The 12,978-nt window shown below is 43.2% G+C and carries 23 protein-coding genes; all 23 read right to left on the bottom strand.

Annotated features, from left to right (window positions below; translation table 11 throughout):
• The 23 genes from ACZ5NL_RS09770 to ACZ5NL_RS09660 all read right to left on the bottom strand — a co-directional run bounded on the left by ACZ5NL_RS09770 (position 1) and on the right by ACZ5NL_RS09660 (position 12,890).
• A complete protein-coding gene (locus tag ACZ5NL_RS09770) occupies positions 1 to 342 on the bottom strand; it encodes a hydrogenase (RefSeq protein ID WP_464842120.1) in 342 nt (113 codons plus the stop codon).
• Entirely contained in the window at positions 339 to 1,892 is a 1,554-nt protein-coding gene (locus tag ACZ5NL_RS09765; protein ID WP_464842119.1) for a proton-conducting transporter transmembrane domain-containing protein, read from the bottom strand. Before ACZ5NL_RS09765 ends, ACZ5NL_RS09770 begins: the two co-directional genes overlap by 4 nt.
• A complete protein-coding gene (locus ACZ5NL_RS09760) occupies positions 1,889 to 2,254 on the bottom strand; it encodes a sodium:proton antiporter (RefSeq protein WP_042702593.1) in 366 nt (121 codons plus the stop codon). The genes ACZ5NL_RS09765 and ACZ5NL_RS09760 overlap by 4 nt, the downstream gene beginning before the upstream one ends.
• On the bottom strand, positions 2,244 to 2,711 hold the full coding sequence (locus ACZ5NL_RS09755) for an MnhB domain-containing protein (RefSeq protein ID WP_464842118.1): 468 nt from the start codon (positions 2,709 to 2,711) through the stop codon (positions 2,244 to 2,246). The genes ACZ5NL_RS09760 and ACZ5NL_RS09755 overlap by 11 nt, the downstream gene beginning before the upstream one ends.
• On the bottom strand, positions 2,708 to 2,983 hold the full coding sequence (mbhE, locus tag ACZ5NL_RS09750; RefSeq protein WP_464842117.1) for a hydrogen gas-evolving membrane-bound hydrogenase subunit E: 276 nt from the start codon (positions 2,981 to 2,983) through the stop codon (positions 2,708 to 2,710). Before mbhE (ACZ5NL_RS09750) ends, ACZ5NL_RS09755 begins: the two co-directional genes overlap by 4 nt.
• Positions 2,980 to 3,243 carry a hydrogenase subunit MbhD domain-containing protein gene (locus ACZ5NL_RS09745; protein ID WP_464842116.1) on the bottom strand — a complete coding sequence of 88 codons (264 nt, stop codon included), beginning with the start codon at positions 3,241 to 3,243 and terminating at the stop codon, positions 2,980 to 2,982. The genes mbhE (ACZ5NL_RS09750) and ACZ5NL_RS09745 overlap by 4 nt, the downstream gene beginning before the upstream one ends.
• Positions 3,233 to 3,589 carry a monovalent cation/H(+) antiporter subunit G gene (gene mnhG, locus ACZ5NL_RS09740; protein ID WP_464842115.1) on the bottom strand — a complete coding sequence of 119 codons (357 nt, stop codon included), beginning with the start codon at positions 3,587 to 3,589 and terminating at the stop codon, positions 3,233 to 3,235. Before mnhG (ACZ5NL_RS09740) ends, ACZ5NL_RS09745 begins: the two co-directional genes overlap by 11 nt.
• Complete coding sequence (locus tag ACZ5NL_RS09735; RefSeq protein WP_464842114.1) at positions 3,586 to 3,831, bottom strand: monovalent cation/H+ antiporter complex subunit F; 246 nt, start codon at positions 3,829 to 3,831, stop codon at positions 3,586 to 3,588. The genes mnhG (ACZ5NL_RS09740) and ACZ5NL_RS09735 overlap by 4 nt, the downstream gene beginning before the upstream one ends.
• A gap of 26 nt (positions 3,832 to 3,857) precedes the next feature.
• On the bottom strand, positions 3,858 to 4,361 hold the full coding sequence (locus ACZ5NL_RS09730) for a Na+/H+ antiporter subunit E (protein ID WP_464842113.1): 504 nt from the start codon (positions 4,359 to 4,361) through the stop codon (positions 3,858 to 3,860).
• 283 nt (positions 4,362 to 4,644) lie between these two features.
• Positions 4,645 to 5,214 carry a 4Fe-4S binding protein gene (locus ACZ5NL_RS09725; protein WP_464842112.1) on the bottom strand — a complete coding sequence of 190 codons (570 nt, stop codon included), beginning with the start codon at positions 5,212 to 5,214 and terminating at the stop codon, positions 4,645 to 4,647.
• Complete coding sequence (locus ACZ5NL_RS09720) at positions 5,211 to 6,200, bottom strand: respiratory chain complex I subunit 1 family protein (protein ID WP_464842111.1); 990 nt, start codon at positions 6,198 to 6,200, stop codon at positions 5,211 to 5,213. Before ACZ5NL_RS09720 ends, ACZ5NL_RS09725 begins: the two co-directional genes overlap by 4 nt.
• A complete protein-coding gene (locus ACZ5NL_RS09715; RefSeq protein ID WP_464842109.1) occupies positions 6,197 to 7,489 on the bottom strand; it encodes a hydrogenase large subunit in 1,293 nt (430 codons plus the stop codon). Before ACZ5NL_RS09715 ends, ACZ5NL_RS09720 begins: the two co-directional genes overlap by 4 nt.
• Positions 7,490 to 7,491: 2 nt before the next feature.
• Positions 7,492 to 8,013 carry an NADH-quinone oxidoreductase subunit C gene (locus ACZ5NL_RS09710; RefSeq protein WP_464842108.1) on the bottom strand — a complete coding sequence of 174 codons (522 nt, stop codon included), beginning with the start codon at positions 8,011 to 8,013 and terminating at the stop codon, positions 7,492 to 7,494.
• Positions 8,010 to 8,480, bottom strand: coding sequence for an NADH-quinone oxidoreductase subunit B family protein (locus tag ACZ5NL_RS09705; protein ID WP_464842107.1), 471 nt, complete (start codon positions 8,478 to 8,480; stop codon positions 8,010 to 8,012). The genes ACZ5NL_RS09710 and ACZ5NL_RS09705 overlap by 4 nt, the downstream gene beginning before the upstream one ends.
• 4 nt (positions 8,481 to 8,484) lie before the next feature.
• Positions 8,485 to 8,832 carry a hydrogenase gene (locus ACZ5NL_RS09700; protein ID WP_464842106.1) on the bottom strand — a complete coding sequence of 116 codons (348 nt, stop codon included), beginning with the start codon at positions 8,830 to 8,832 and terminating at the stop codon, positions 8,485 to 8,487.
• A 1-nt stretch (position 8,833) separates the two neighbouring features.
• The gene (locus tag ACZ5NL_RS09695; RefSeq protein WP_464842105.1) at positions 8,834 to 10,417 is read right to left on the bottom strand and encodes a proton-conducting transporter transmembrane domain-containing protein; all 1,584 of its coding nucleotides are present in this window, start codon (positions 10,415 to 10,417) and stop codon (positions 8,834 to 8,836) included.
• Positions 10,414 to 10,776, bottom strand: coding sequence for an NADH-quinone oxidoreductase subunit K (locus ACZ5NL_RS09690; RefSeq protein ID WP_464842104.1), 363 nt, complete (start codon positions 10,774 to 10,776; stop codon positions 10,414 to 10,416). Before ACZ5NL_RS09690 ends, ACZ5NL_RS09695 begins: the two co-directional genes overlap by 4 nt.
• Positions 10,773 to 11,219 carry a Na(+)/H(+) antiporter subunit B gene (locus tag ACZ5NL_RS09685; protein WP_464842102.1) on the bottom strand — a complete coding sequence of 149 codons (447 nt, stop codon included), beginning with the start codon at positions 11,217 to 11,219 and terminating at the stop codon, positions 10,773 to 10,775. The genes ACZ5NL_RS09690 and ACZ5NL_RS09685 overlap by 4 nt, the downstream gene beginning before the upstream one ends.
• On the bottom strand, positions 11,209 to 11,508 hold the full coding sequence (gene mbhE / locus ACZ5NL_RS09680) for a hydrogen gas-evolving membrane-bound hydrogenase subunit E (RefSeq protein ID WP_464842100.1): 300 nt from the start codon (positions 11,506 to 11,508) through the stop codon (positions 11,209 to 11,211). Before mbhE (ACZ5NL_RS09680) ends, ACZ5NL_RS09685 begins: the two co-directional genes overlap by 11 nt.
• Entirely contained in the window at positions 11,505 to 11,771 is a 267-nt protein-coding gene (locus tag ACZ5NL_RS09675) for a DUF4040 domain-containing protein (RefSeq protein WP_004066478.1), read from the bottom strand. The genes mbhE (ACZ5NL_RS09680) and ACZ5NL_RS09675 overlap by 4 nt, the downstream gene beginning before the upstream one ends.
• Positions 11,768 to 12,133 (bottom strand): monovalent cation/H(+) antiporter subunit G, encoded by a 366-nt coding sequence (mnhG, locus tag ACZ5NL_RS09670; protein WP_464842098.1) that lies wholly within the window; start codon positions 12,131 to 12,133, stop codon positions 11,768 to 11,770. The genes ACZ5NL_RS09675 and mnhG (ACZ5NL_RS09670) overlap by 4 nt, the downstream gene beginning before the upstream one ends.
• A complete protein-coding gene (locus tag ACZ5NL_RS09665) occupies positions 12,130 to 12,393 on the bottom strand; it encodes a cation:proton antiporter (protein WP_004066482.1) in 264 nt (87 codons plus the stop codon). Before ACZ5NL_RS09665 ends, mnhG (ACZ5NL_RS09670) begins: the two co-directional genes overlap by 4 nt.
• A complete protein-coding gene (locus ACZ5NL_RS09660) occupies positions 12,390 to 12,890 on the bottom strand; it encodes a monovalent cation/H+ antiporter subunit E (RefSeq protein WP_464842097.1) in 501 nt (166 codons plus the stop codon). The genes ACZ5NL_RS09665 and ACZ5NL_RS09660 overlap by 4 nt, the downstream gene beginning before the upstream one ends.
• Positions 12,891 to 12,978: the final 88 nt, after the last annotated feature.

Raw genomic sequence — 12,978 nt, 5'->3', positions numbered from 1 at the left:
TTACACCCCTCCAATTAGTATGAATGTTATTATAGCTCCAATGCCAAGATACCACAAAATGTAGTCCCTCATGTCCCCGGTGTGGATTGCTTGAAGCACCTTGTAGTATCCTTTCAAAGCCTCGATGAATCCCCAATAGATGTCTCCAGCCTTTACCTGAACTTTCTCCTTTGTAGGCTCTGGATTACCGCTCAAATAGGGCTTTATCTGTTCAGTATCTCTCTTATAGGATGGGTTGCCTCTAGAGTATATTAGATAGGCTATTACGCCGAAGAGAGCTAAGAATATCAGCCATAGGAGGGGGTTCCAAAATCCTGAAGGGGTAGTAAGTGTAAAGCTCATGCCAGACCACCCCAGCTGTGGTATTGAGCAAAGTTGATTAACGCATCAACTGCCGGATAAACAAGCTTGTCAAGTACTAGGTTCGGGAAGAGACCAAAGATTATACAAAGCGCTGCTAGAATTACCATTGCAATTATCATTGGTTTGGGAACCTCTCTTGTATTTTCGAACTTTTCAAGCGGAGGACCAAGGAAAGCTGACGCAAATACCTTAACGAATGATGCCAGAGTTAAAACACTGGTAACCATTGCAAATACTGTTAGGAGTGGATTAAGCCGGTATGATGTTTCATATATGAGAAGCTTGCTCGCAAATCCGTTAAACGGCGGAAGGCCGGATATTGCAGCAGCCCCTACCATGAAGCTTATTGTGGTTATGGGCATCTTCCTAGCCAAGCCCCCCATCTCATTAAGGTTCCTTGTTCCCGTAACATAGAACAGGGCTCCGGCGGTCATTAGGAGTAAGCTTTTGTAGATGATATGATTAATTATGTGGAACACTCCACCTGCCATCGCATCTCTTCCGAACTCAGCAAGCTTTGAAGGGTCGTGTAAAACTGTTAAACCAACGCCGACACCAAGAAGCATGTAGCCAGTCTGAGATATAGCGTGGTAGCTCATTAATCTCTTGACGTCTTTCTGAACCAGAGCCATTGTAACGCCTATGAACATTGTAAGTACTCCTAGGATAGACATAATCCATCCTACCCTTGCTAGGTCTATTACAACGTTTGCAAAAAGCGTGAAGCTCACCCTAAAGAGGGCATAAAGGCTAGCATAAGTTGCTACCAAGAGAGGTGGATTTATTCCCGCGGGAACTTCTGTATATGCATCCGGCACCCAGTAGTGCATTGGAACAGCACCACATTTCATTGCAAAGGATGTAAAGAGTAATCCGAGTGCAATCATGTCAACTAGGTTAAAGGAAACATTTTTGGCTATGTATGCGAGATTTAAATTCCCGTACTGTCCATAGAGTATACCTATTGCAAAGAGCACCATTAAAGACGCTACGGCACTAACAATGAGGTACTTTATTCCTGCTTCGCTTGCTTCACCGCGATAGTTTCTAAATCCTACCAATGCCGATCCAGCTATACCAGCTATTTCTAGGAACACGAAGAGGTTAAAGAGATCTCCTGTGAGCACCATGCCAAGGATTCCCACCTCAAGGAGCATTAACAGTGCATAGTACTTTTCCAGACCTGTTTCTCTCTCTACATGGCTGTAGGAGTAGAGAGCCCCTATAAAGCTCATCAGCGTTGCAGATATTGCCATAAATGCGCTCATGGCGTCTACTTCGAACATAATCCTTATTGGAACAGAGTAACCGGAAGGCAACACAAGGGTTGGCTTGTCCGCCCCAAAGACATAGACCATTATTCCCTCAGTAACTACTTTCTTGGCGAGCAGGAGGGAGAGGATTACGGTTATGCCGGTTATTATAATTGCCCATATTGAGACTTCCTTATAGTGTTTCTTAAACAGAGGTGCTGTAAATGCTCCAAATAAGGGAACGGCAATCATTAAGGCAGGCAAGTGCTCGATCATCCTCTCAGCCTCCTTATCTTGGTAACGTCGAGGGTTCCATAGTGTCTGTAGATGTTAACGGCAAAAGCCAGCATTAGAGCAGATACAGCAACCCCGATGACTATGCTCGTAAGGGTTAGTGCCTGTGGAGTTGGCAGAACCATTTTTCCTACAGCTTCGGGCGGTGCTTGCGTGTAAATTGGGGCGTAACCACCTTTTACATAACCCAATGCCACAATGAACATATTCACTGCCCCTTCAAGGATTTCAACGCCAATTACGACCTTTATAAGGTTACGCTTAAATCCGATTGTGTAAAAGCCAAGGGCGAGCAACACTGCAACTACGATAAATGGGAAGTTAACAAAGATGCTACCATTCATCTTTCTCCCTCCTGAGTATAAGGAAGAATATCAGAACTATGCTTGTAAGACCGGCCAATACCTTTGTTCCCACGAAGATGTTAAGGTATGAAAGCGTTCCGCCTGTATTGAGATAGCCTGGGTTAATCCCTTTAGGCGTGGGCGCTCCAAAGAGGAAGCCGCTGTTTGCAATCACGTTTTTCAAGAACGTGTATCCCATGAGGCCTAATGCACCAATTCCCAAGAATCCCAAAGCTCCAAGGCTTTCTAACTGACTTAGCGGAACCTTATCAAAGAGTTCTTTGACCTTTTCTTTGTTGTTTGCCACTATCAGCAAAGCCAAACCGCTTGCAAATACGGCTCCACCCTGAAAACCTCCACCGGGTGTTAGATGACCATGTAGGATGATATACGAGCCAAATACCAATATTAAAGGTGCTAAAATTTTTGTTGTTGTTCTTATGATTGTGGTTGTCATTTCTCCTTCCCTCCATAGTGTCTTAATGCCATTAGAACACCAGAAACTGCGGTGAAGAGGACTGTTGCTTCTCCCAGAGTATCAAAACCTCTGTAGTCAAATACAACACTCGTAACAACGTTGTTAGCCGAAGCCTCTTCTTGGGCGTGCTCTATGAAATAGGTGTCCATCTCTGCATGAGGCGGCTCTCCAAAAGGTCTCAAGCTCATAGCTACGGCTAGGAGGAAGATTATGAATGATAAGAATGCAAATAATCCCAGTGCTCTTCTCATTCTACCACCTCCTCATCGGTGGTGTTTCTGATAGCGAGGAGGTACATTGCCGTCGTAAGTCCAGCTCCAACACCTGCTTCCGCTATAGCAACATCTGGCGCTTGAAGAACGTAGAACTCTACGGAGAGAGCCAAGCTAAAGACTGCCATTGCTATTACAGCAGCAATTAAGTTTTTGAACCTGATGGCGGCTATTGAGCTCCCTATTAATCCAATTGCAATGAAAACCTGCAGAATCCAGAAGAAGTTTTCAAAGCTCATAGTATCCCTCCAGTTCATCTATTACAGCACCATATGGTCGTATCCCAGATTTTCTAGCTGCTCTACCAATTGCATGAGCTCCGACAGGGTTTGTTAGTACTAAGAATATCACCACAAGGGCTGAGTGGATTCCTATTGTAATCCACCTTGCGTCATGGTTTGGAAGCCATCTGTAAATCGAGTAAACTACGGTTGCTAGGACTATGAAAATCGTTCCGAAAGTCGTACATTTTGTCGAAGCGTGAATCCTTGTGTAGACATCTGGAAATCTCAGTATTCCAATGCTGGCCAGTAGATTGAACCCAACTCCAATTGCAAGAAGTATCGCCAAAAGTCCCTCTATCATGCCAATCCCACCTTCTTCTTTACTAAGTACCTCGCTATGTACAAGGTTGCAATATAGCTAAGAACCGCATAAACGAGGGCAACATCAATAATCACGGCTTGCTCTGTAATTACTCCATAGAGAACCATAGCACCAGCAGTCGTCGTTGTTAGAGCATCTAATGCTACAACTCTGTCGGGAATTGTTGGACCGATTAGCATTCTTATCATTGTCAGTGTAGCAGAGAGAAATAGCAGTATCATCGCCCCCATAAACAAACTTTCAGGTGTCATTCCGCAATCCTCCTTGCCCATTTTGGTAAGTATCCACAAAGTTCCTCAGGGGTTGGCTTTTCTTTTCCCGGTGGAACATTGATCCAATGGACGTACAAGTTTCCTTCATCGTCAATCTCAAGAGTAAACGTTCCGGGAGTTAGTGTTATTGAATTTGCAAGAAGGGTTCTGCTTTCATCTCTCGTTAATCCTGGGGAGATTTTCACTATTCCTGGCCTTATCTTCCCTGTTATAACTCTATAAGCAACGTCAATGTTCGCCCTTGCCATGGCATAAAAGAACGGTCCCACTGCATAAATCAGGAAAAGCGCCCATCTTTTTGGGTTAAAAAAGTAATCAAGCCTTTCATCCATTATGTTTCTCGTTGCATATCCTATGAGAGCTGCTATTATAATTCCAGCTGCTAGTTCTGCTGGACTCCATAGTAAAACACTACCGGAACCTGCTGTTAAGATCAGGTACACAATCAACGACCATAGGAAAGATGTCGTAAAGGGCATTCTCCCACCTCAACTTTAGGTTTTAAACCTTTTAAGAGCATATTTCAAACTATCTCCATTACCTGCTTGTCCAAAATCCATTAAATACGTTTCTTTAACAAAAGGTTAAAAACATGTAATTTGACAAATATAAAAGTAGTAAAGCTTTACATAAAATAGAACATAAGAGTACAAAATTGTTCGAAAAAGTTCAGTAATGTTAAAAAATTTAGAAGCTATGATAATAAATGGGCAAGATTTTTAACTAAAAACCATAAAAGTAACAGAAGAAAAGAGATAATGTTCACTCTTCGTATTCTTCTATTGCACCAAAGCGACATACCGTTGCACATATACCACATCCAACACACTTATTGGAGTCAATTTTATGCACTTTCCCAGGTGAACCTTCAATAGCATTTTGCGGGCAGTTTCTGGCACATAGTGTACATCCCTTACATTTCTCTGCAATTATACGATATTTCTTTGTTTTTCCTCCCTGTTTGGCAAGCATTTCTTTAATTTCCTCATCTTTGAGCCATCTGAGGTTATCATCGTATTTGTCGTATGTTGCAAGTAGGAACTCACTGCTCATCTCTAATGCATTTACCGGACAGACATCAACACACTGTTGGCAAAAGACACATCTTCCCAGCCAGAGAGTCACCTTTTTGAGTTCCGGCACGTATTCAAACACTCCCGCTGGACAAACGGTAATACAGAGCTTACATCCTATACACTTATCCACATGATAAATTAGTTTTCCCCTAAACCCTTCTGGAGTTGGAACCGGATCGCCTTGAGGAAATGGATTTGTTGCAGGCTTTTTGAAGAGGTTGCTTAGGACTACGGAAAGAGTTGGGGGAATCTTCATGCAATCACCCCCAGAACGTCTATAACCAACAACAACACTCCAATTAAACTCATTGGAAGAATCTTGCCCCAAAACATGCTGACTGCCTGTGTAACCCTGAGTCTTCCAGTTATAGCTCTAAATATACTCATACTCACAAAAAGCACTGCAAAAACTTTAAGCGTGTGGAATACCACATCAAGAACTACTGCCGCGATGCCGGTTAAACCAATGTATCCGCTTATGCCCCATGGGAAAAAGATGGCCACGACCAAACTAGCACTTGCGAATTCTTTCAAAGCACTGCTTAGCTTGAATAATGCTAGGTGTCTTCCGCTGTATTCTGCCATAGGCCCTTCTGCAACTTCTGTTTCTGCCTCCGGAATGTTGAAATAACCAACTTCAATCTCGCTTGCAAGCCAGAGCAGGAACACCATGAGAAGGACAAATGTACCAACTATCGTCAAGGGGGTACCAATTTCCCAGATGTTATATTGATAAAACGTCCCCAAGCTGAAAGGTTTTTCAACTCCAAGCTTGCTTAAACGCCAGAGAATTGCAAAGAGCCCTAGCATCATAGGCACTTCCCTGGAAGCTAACATGATGATCTCCCTCTGAGCTCCAATCTGTGCATACGGAGAGCCTGAGCTAACGGCACCAATTACCCTCACAAAGCCAATGAGAGCAAGTAAGTAAATGAAAACTATCACATCCCCCTTCGTGGCCAAGATTGGCTCAAATCCAAGAGGGGTGTAAGCTAAGAGGGCTATTGAAGATGCTAATGCTAACATTGGGGCAATTTCAAAGAGCCTGTTGGCATCTCTTGGGATTATGGACTCCTTACTTACCAGCTTTAGGAAGTCATAAAACGGCTGAAGTATTGGAGGACCCATTCGCCTTTGCATTCTCGCAACCAACTTTCTATCCAATCCCTCCCAAAGGAGAGAAGCAAAGGAGACGTAAAGGTAAATTGCTATCAATCCAAGGGTCAGATAAACGATGTTCATAACTTAACACCCCCACAAGCACTTCCAACTGGCTCCGGTTTTGCTTTTATGTTTGGATTTATCTCTCTCGTTTTCTCAATTGAAGCTCTGAGAAGATCTTTTTCTGTAAGAACTTTTTTCTTGCCAGTTTTAGCATCTATAACAGCTACTCTATCCGTACAGCTTAGACAAGGATCTATCGATGCGATTGCAACTGGCACATCAGCAAGCTGTTCTCCCACTAGTGCCCTTGCAACTGCAAAGAGGTTTGGAAAAGTAGGCTCCCTCATTTTCCACCTTTCCGGAATTTCACTTCCGGGGTTGGCCATTACGTAGTGAATGAGCTCTCCTCTTGGAGCTTCATATCTGCCAACACCTTCACCTTCTGCCTTTTTAAGCCGGATCAAAGTTACGTTATCCTTTGGAAATGCCTTTATTTTCCCCTCCGGCATTTGGTCTAAAGCCCTCTCTATGAGTTCCATGCTCTGCCACAGTTCTCCAACTCTGACGACCATTCTATCAAACACATCCCCTTTGATTATCCCTGTGAACTCCTTTGGAGTTATTGGTTTAATTCCCAAATCCGGATAGACTCCGAGCTGTTCATTGTATCTGACGTCCTTCTCAACCCCGCTTCCTCTTGCTGTTGGACCTTGAGCGCTGTACTCAATAGCTATCCTCTTGGGTATAACTCCTGCATCCCTGAGCCTAGCTTCAACAGTTGGATCATAGAGAAATATCTCCTCGATCTTTGGCATGACCTCCTCCCGATAGTATTTTATCATCTCCAGAATTGCCCTTTTGTGCCTATCCTCTATATCCCTCCTCACGCCTCCGATCGTGTTCATAGCGTAGTTTACTCTGTTCCCTCCTATTGCCTCCAAGATATCCATAACCCTTTCTCTAGCAAGCCAGCTTAGGTGAAGAACAGTGTCATAACCTATAGCATGCCCTACAACTCCAAGATTGAGCAAATGAGAGTGGATTCTTTCCAGCTCTCCAATTATCACCCTTATATACTCGGCTCTTTCCGGTACTTCTATCCCAGCCATTTCTTCGACTGCCCTAGAATACGTATAGTTGTGAGAAAAGGAACATATCCCGCACATTCTTTCAGCAAGGTAAAGTATCTGGATGTAATTTCTTCTCATGCCAATCCATTCTACTCCTCTCAAGTTATATCCCAGCTTTACATCAACGTTTACTATTCTTTCACCATCTAGGGTAATGATGAACTTTTCAGGCTCTTCAAGTGCTGGGTGAATGGGACCAATTGGGATTTTAACCCAATATTCTACTCTATTCTCCATTTTTAACCCTCCTTTTTCATTTTGTAAGGATGGCCTGCATTCTTTATCATTTCACCGCTGATACCTCTTTCATCTTTCCTTAAAGGATAAACACCCTCTGGAAAGTCTTCTGGTAAAAACAGTTTCCTTGGGTCGGGTATTCCCTCAAAGAACAATCCCAAAAACTCCTGAACCTCTCTCTCATAGGGAAGTGCACTCGGAAACACGTCCGTAACAGTGGGAAGTTTTGGATCATCTTTGGGGCATTTAGTTCCCACTATAAGGGAAATACTCGGAGTCTGCTCATAAAATAGTTCAAGATGATATTTAGCCTCTAAATAATCCCCTCCATCCCTGGCTATTATTATGGAAAACTGTGCTTTTGGGTCAATCTCCTTTATAAGCTTCATAAGGTCTTTGAAGTTCTCTCTCTCGACGTTTATCCAAACCCTCTTTCTCGGATGGGGAAGTTTGTTCTCACGAACTTCTCCCTTGACATCAGGGAATTTTGTTAAAATTATCTCTAAGAACTCTTCAGGAGTCATTCTTTCTCACCTTCTATCTTTTTTATGAGTTTTTCCAATCCTAAAACCACACCATAGAGTATTGCCTCCGGCCTAGGTGGACACCCTGGAACAAAAACATCCACTGGGATGTGTTTGTCTAAGGGGGCATTTGTAAAGGGACTTTCAAAAAACACACTACCACCGGTAGGACATGCTCCTACAGCAACAACAACTTTTGGATCCGGAGTTTGCTCATATATCAATTTAACTCTCTCAAGGCTTTGATCTGTAATGGGGCCAGTTACCAGCAAGATGTCGGCATGTCTTGGTGTTCCAACAAGCTTTACCCCGAATCTCTCCGCATCGTATCTAGGGGTGAGAGCGGCTATTATCTCAATGTCGCATCCATTGCATGAGCCGCTGTTAACGTGAAATACCCACGGTGATCTTCCAAGATACTTACAGAGCTTTGATATTCTTTTCTCAAGCATTTCTCTCTCACTCATAGTTTCACCCCCCAATGACAAGCGCTCCAAGCACTATTGCTATAGTGACCAAGAGATATGCAACGTAATCCGTAAGCAGGCCAGTGTGTTCCCTTCTAAACACCAAAAACATTCTATGAGCTCCTCTTATCAAGCCCCACATTACATGTCTTCCTGTGAAATGACCCCTAAGATGCTCAAAATGAGGAATGACTTTATCCTGATCCTCACCGCTAATGTAAACCTTCGTTCCATCTCCTGTCCTTCTAGTGCCCATACTAACTTTTTCTGCCCACTTCATGAGCAAGTAGCTAATCAACAAACCGATGAAGAAAGCATAAATGAAATAGAGAGCATCCCAATAACCGAACATTTCATGCACCTCCAATGAATTTTAAGAGAGCAAGTACGTACTCACCATTGAGTTGTTCAAGCATTTTTGCAGCTGGTATCATTATTTTGTCGCTTATCTGCCACGGAAGAAGTCCCATTACAATTATTGCCGCCACTAAAATTATCATTGGAACTATCATGCCCTTTTCTGGTTCTTTTGCGTCCCTTACCCTCTCACTCTCCCCGCCCAAGAACGTGAAGAGCACTCTGGTATATGCAGCAAGAGAAAACACCGTGCCAACAACAGCAATAGCAGCGAGGATTGGATTATACATGGCAGAGCTTTCGTAAATGATCCACTTGCTAGCAAACCCATTTAGCGGTGGAAGACCGATTATTGCGGCGGCTCCTACTATAAAGGAGAACGTCGTTAACGGCATTCTTTTTGCCAGTCCGCTCAATTCATTGAGGTTCTTTGTTCCTACCTGATGGATAACCGCTCCAGCCACAAGGAAGAGCAGAGCCTTTATCAATGCATGATTCACTATGTGGTATATCGCCCCAGCCAGCGCCAATTCTCCTGCCTCAGTGCCATATGCTAAAGTTCCAATCCCAATTCCAAGCAGAATATACCCTATTTGGCCCACGCTTGAGAAGGCAAAAAGCCTCTTCATGTCAGTCTGCACAACTGCCATGGCATTTCCGACAAGAAGTGTTAGGCAAGCAAAGAACACTATAACCCAGCCAATTACATTCATATCGATTGAGGGAGCATTGAATGTTCTCAGGTATGTATGCAATCCGGGGTTGAAAATGCTGAATATTATCCTCGCTATAGCGTAAACTCCACCAGCTTTGATAACTAAACCTGAGAGCATAGCACTAATTGAACTTGGAGCTGCCGGGTGTGCATCAGCCAACCACATGTGAACCGGAACCGCACCGCTCTTAAAGAGCAGTCCCCCAATAAGGAAAGCCAAAGCAACTTTTGCCACAAGTGTTGGATTTTCGGCTATTTTTATGGCAAGATAACTCATTGTAAGCGTTCCATACTGACCATAAAGCAAGGCAATGCCCAAGAGAATAAAGGAACTTGCTAATGAACCAACGAACATGTACTTAATTCCCGCTTCAATTCCTTCCCATGTGTCGTTTCTGAAGGCGACTAGAGCATAGCTTGCAATGCTCATTATCTCCAAAAATACGTAGAAGTTGAAAATATCACCTGTGATAACAATTCCCAGCATTCCCAGTTCCAAAACAAGCACTAAAGTGTAGTACTTCTCTAAGCCAGTGTCATGCTTCATATATCCGAGAGAATAAATTATTGCCAAAAAGCCCACAAAAGTTATTGTTAATGCCAAAAGTGCTCCAAATAAGTCTACCTCCCACACAATCCTGATTGGGAAATTCACTCCCCGACCAATTGGATTATCGCTTCCGAGGGTATAAAGAAGGATTTCATTGTTTCTCCATACTGTGTAAAATACTTTAGCGGCAACTGCAAACGTAGCGCCGCTGATGATAACTGCCCAATATTCCTTGAGCTTCTTTCCGAGCAAACTAATTATTGGCATTGAAAATGCTCCAAATAATGGAAGTATAATCAGAAACGGGAGCGTCATCCTCTCAACCTCCTTAACTTGTTAACGTCAAGTGTCCCATAGTGTCTGTAAGCGTTTATTGTTAATGCCATTGCTAATGAAAGGACACAAACCCCAATTACTATGCTCGTGAGCACTAAAGCCTGTGGTATCGGGCCAACCATTGGAGTCCCCTTTAACGTTTCATATCCAGTGTAGATGGGTGCAGTAGGAAGGAGGCCGTTTTCTAATCTATATCCGAGGCTTATTAACAGGAGATGTATACCCGCATCAATTAAATTAAGGGCCAAGATTAGCTTAATGAGGTTCCTTTTGTACAAGAACGCATAAACACCCATGAAAATCATTAAGAATGCCGTAACAAATTGGAGAGGTATCACTTCCTCCACCTCCTGAAAAGAGCCATTGCGAAAACAGCACTCACCAGACCGGTATAGACCTTTAGGCCTACAGCCAAGTTCATTATTGGTAGGTAACCTGCTGAGAGAAGCGTACCGGGTTCTCCATTGAAAATTGGGCCATTATGCCATAGTGCGTTGTAGAAGAATGCTACGCCAAGGCCAAGCATGCCAGCTGCTAAAAAAACTAATCCTCCTAATCCTTCAAGGGCAGAGTATAAGCTTTTGTTTATCTTTTCCTTGGCTTCGTTGATTCCAAATGCTATAAGGAATAATATCCCTGCCCCAGCGATTGTTGCCCCACCCTGAAAACCTCCACCGGGTGTTAGATGACCATGAGAGATCACGTAAGCTCCAAAAATCCCAATGAGCGGTATCGTAGCCCTCGCCATTGTTTTGACTATAAGTCCCATGTCACTCCTCATTTTCCTCCCTCCATTTTCTAAGCAATGCAACAGCTCCTGCTATTGAGGTGAAGAGAACTGTTGCTTCTCCAAGAGTATCATAACCTCTATAATCAAAGACTATGTCAGTAACAACGTTGGTTCCCCCCACCTCTTCAACGCCGTGATCTATGTAATACTGGTCGGTATAGCGATATTTTTGCCAGTCTTCTCCCCCTAATCCAAATTTTAAGCCATAATTTGGATTGGCGATTAAGAGCAACATTCCAAATATGAAGAGCAGGGATAATGCCCCAAATGTCTTTCTCATGGACCCTCACGCTCCCATCTCTCGGTTTTTGAGATTCCATAAACAACTATTGCAGTAACAACACCTGCCCCAACAGCTGCTTCTGCTATAGCAACATCTGGTGCATGGAGCATATAGAATTCCAAACTAAGAAGGAGGCTCATAGCTGCAGAAGCTAATGCCGCTGAAAGCAGATCTCTTGTAGTTATCATCCAGTATGAGGAGAGCAGTATTCCAATAAGCAGCCCTGCCTGAATAGCCATATCAACGGTCAATACGTTCATGTCCCTTCACCTCTTAACTTCCCCTCATATGCATCGATAACAGCTTTTGCTGGCTTATAACCGCTCAAATGTGCAGCTTTCGCTATTGCATGAGCTCCCGTTGGGTTTGTGAGCATCAAAGCTATCAGAGCAACCAAGCTGTGAAGAGCCATTTGAAGATACTTTGGATCCCCTGTTTCCTTTATCTGCCAAATCGCATGAACAACTACAGCCAAAACAGCAAATATTGTCCCAAAAGTTGTGCACTTTGTGGCCCCATGCAGTCGGGTATAAACATCAGGGAATCTGTGAAGTGAAAAGCTCCCAAGTAAGTTGAATGTAATGCTAATTGCCAGAAAAACGTAGATTATACTTTTGATCATTCCAATCCCCCCTGGAGATACTTGGCAATTACCAAAGTTCCAATATAGCTGAGCAAGGCATAGACTATGGCTATATCGATATAGATTACTCTGTCGTAAGCTGCCCCTAGGAGAATCATTCCAGCTACAACAAGCGTGTTTAGTGTGTCAACGCCAACAACTCTATCAGGAACACTAGGACCAAGCATGATGCGAATCAAAGTTATAAACGCCCCAAGGGCAATTGCCATCGCTCCATAGAAAAATTCAGCGAAAATCATTTTCCTAACCTCCTTGCCCATTTTTCAAAAGAACCAGCGACAGACTCGGAGCTTTCTGGCTCTTCTTCTTTTGCATAAATCCAATGAACGTAGAGAGCTTTTTCTTCTGGACAAGCATCTACAGTCAAAGTTCCAGGAGTGAGAGTAATTGAATTGCTTAATATCGTATACTGAGCCTCATTTTCAAGATCAACAGGTACTCTAACAATCCCGGGTTTTATTTTTCCGGTAATTACTCTGTAAGCAACGTCTAAATTTGCTTTTGCCATTCCCCAGAAGAGGGGACCCAAGGCATAGACAATAAATTCAAGCCATTTTATTGGATTTAGAAATCTCTGTGTTTTTTCTCCTACGATGTTCCTTGTTGAAAATCCGATTATCATGGCAAATATAAGCCCTGCTATCACCTCTTCCATGCTCCAGAGCATTCCATTGGTACCTGCCGTAAGTACAAGCCAGAGCACGAGCGACCATATAAATGCAACAATGAAACTCATTTTTCCCACCCCGAATTTCAATTTAAACTCCAATTCTCACCATTTTTTGCTTTTATCGATATGGATTTCAGCAGTTTCTTTTAAAAGG

This window comes from Thermococcus aegaeus, assembly GCF_055393685.1.
Note: the sequence above shows the minus strand (reverse complement) of the source record. Positions and strands in the feature narration are given on the sequence as shown.

Bases quoted from the DNA above. Each gene is read 5' to 3' on its own strand.
- ACZ5NL_RS09755 (WP_464842118.1), bottom strand. From the start codon at position 2,711: ATGACAACCACAATCATAAGAACAACAACAAAAATTTTAGCACCTTTA.
- ACZ5NL_RS09705 (WP_464842107.1), bottom strand. From the start codon at position 8,480: ATGAGTGAGAGAGAAATGCTTGAGAAAAGAATATCAAAGCTCTGTAAG.
- ACZ5NL_RS09770 (WP_464842120.1), bottom strand. From the start codon at position 342: ATGAGCTTTACACTTACTACCCCTTCAGGATTTTGGAACCCCCTCCTA.
- ACZ5NL_RS09765 (WP_464842119.1), bottom strand. From the start codon at position 1,892: ATGATCGAGCACTTGCCTGCCTTAATGATTGCCGTTCCCTTATTTGGA.
- ACZ5NL_RS09735 (WP_464842114.1), bottom strand. From the start codon at position 3,831: ATGATACTGCTATTTCTCTCTGCTACACTGACAATGATAAGAATGCTA.
- ACZ5NL_RS09685 (WP_464842102.1), bottom strand. From the start codon at position 11,219: ATGAGGAGTGACATGGGACTTATAGTCAAAACAATGGCGAGGGCTACG.
- ACZ5NL_RS09725 (WP_464842112.1), bottom strand. From the start codon at position 5,214: ATGAAGATTCCCCCAACTCTTTCCGTAGTCCTAAGCAACCTCTTCAAA.
- ACZ5NL_RS09730 (WP_464842113.1), bottom strand. From the start codon at position 4,361: ATGCCCTTTACGACATCTTTCCTATGGTCGTTGATTGTGTACCTGATC.
- ACZ5NL_RS09720 (WP_464842111.1), bottom strand. From the start codon at position 6,200: ATGAACATCGTTTATCTGACCCTTGGATTGATAGCAATTTACCTTTAC.
- ACZ5NL_RS09695 (WP_464842105.1), bottom strand. From the start codon at position 10,417: ATGACGCTCCCGTTTCTGATTATACTTCCATTATTTGGAGCATTTTCA.
- mnhG (WP_464842115.1), bottom strand. From the start codon at position 3,589: ATGATAGAGGGACTTTTGGCGATACTTCTTGCAATTGGAGTTGGGTTC.
- ACZ5NL_RS09675 (WP_004066478.1), bottom strand. From the start codon at position 11,771: ATGAACGTATTGACCGTTGATATGGCTATTCAGGCAGGGCTGCTTATT.
- ACZ5NL_RS09665 (WP_004066482.1), bottom strand. From the start codon at position 12,393: ATGATTTTCGCTGAATTTTTCTATGGAGCGATGGCAATTGCCCTTGGG.
- ACZ5NL_RS09660 (WP_464842097.1), bottom strand. From the start codon at position 12,890: ATGAGTTTCATTGTTGCATTTATATGGTCGCTCGTGCTCTGGCTTGTA.
- mbhE (WP_464842117.1), bottom strand. From the start codon at position 2,983: ATGAGAAGAGCACTGGGATTATTTGCATTCTTATCATTCATAATCTTC.
- ACZ5NL_RS09760 (WP_042702593.1), bottom strand. From the start codon at position 2,254: ATGAATGGTAGCATCTTTGTTAACTTCCCATTTATCGTAGTTGCAGTG.
- ACZ5NL_RS09715 (WP_464842109.1), bottom strand. From the start codon at position 7,489: ATGGAGAATAGAGTAGAATATTGGGTTAAAATCCCAATTGGTCCCATT.
- ACZ5NL_RS09710 (WP_464842108.1), bottom strand. From the start codon at position 8,013: ATGACTCCTGAAGAGTTCTTAGAGATAATTTTAACAAAATTCCCTGAT.
- mnhG (WP_464842098.1), bottom strand. From the start codon at position 12,133: ATGATCAAAAGTATAATCTACGTTTTTCTGGCAATTAGCATTACATTC.
- mbhE (WP_464842100.1), bottom strand. From the start codon at position 11,508: ATGAGAAAGACATTTGGGGCATTATCCCTGCTCTTCATATTTGGAATG.
- ACZ5NL_RS09745 (WP_464842116.1), bottom strand. From the start codon at position 3,243: ATGAGCTTTGAAAACTTCTTCTGGATTCTGCAGGTTTTCATTGCAATT.
- ACZ5NL_RS09700 (WP_464842106.1), bottom strand. From the start codon at position 8,832: ATGTTCGGTTATTGGGATGCTCTCTATTTCATTTATGCTTTCTTCATC.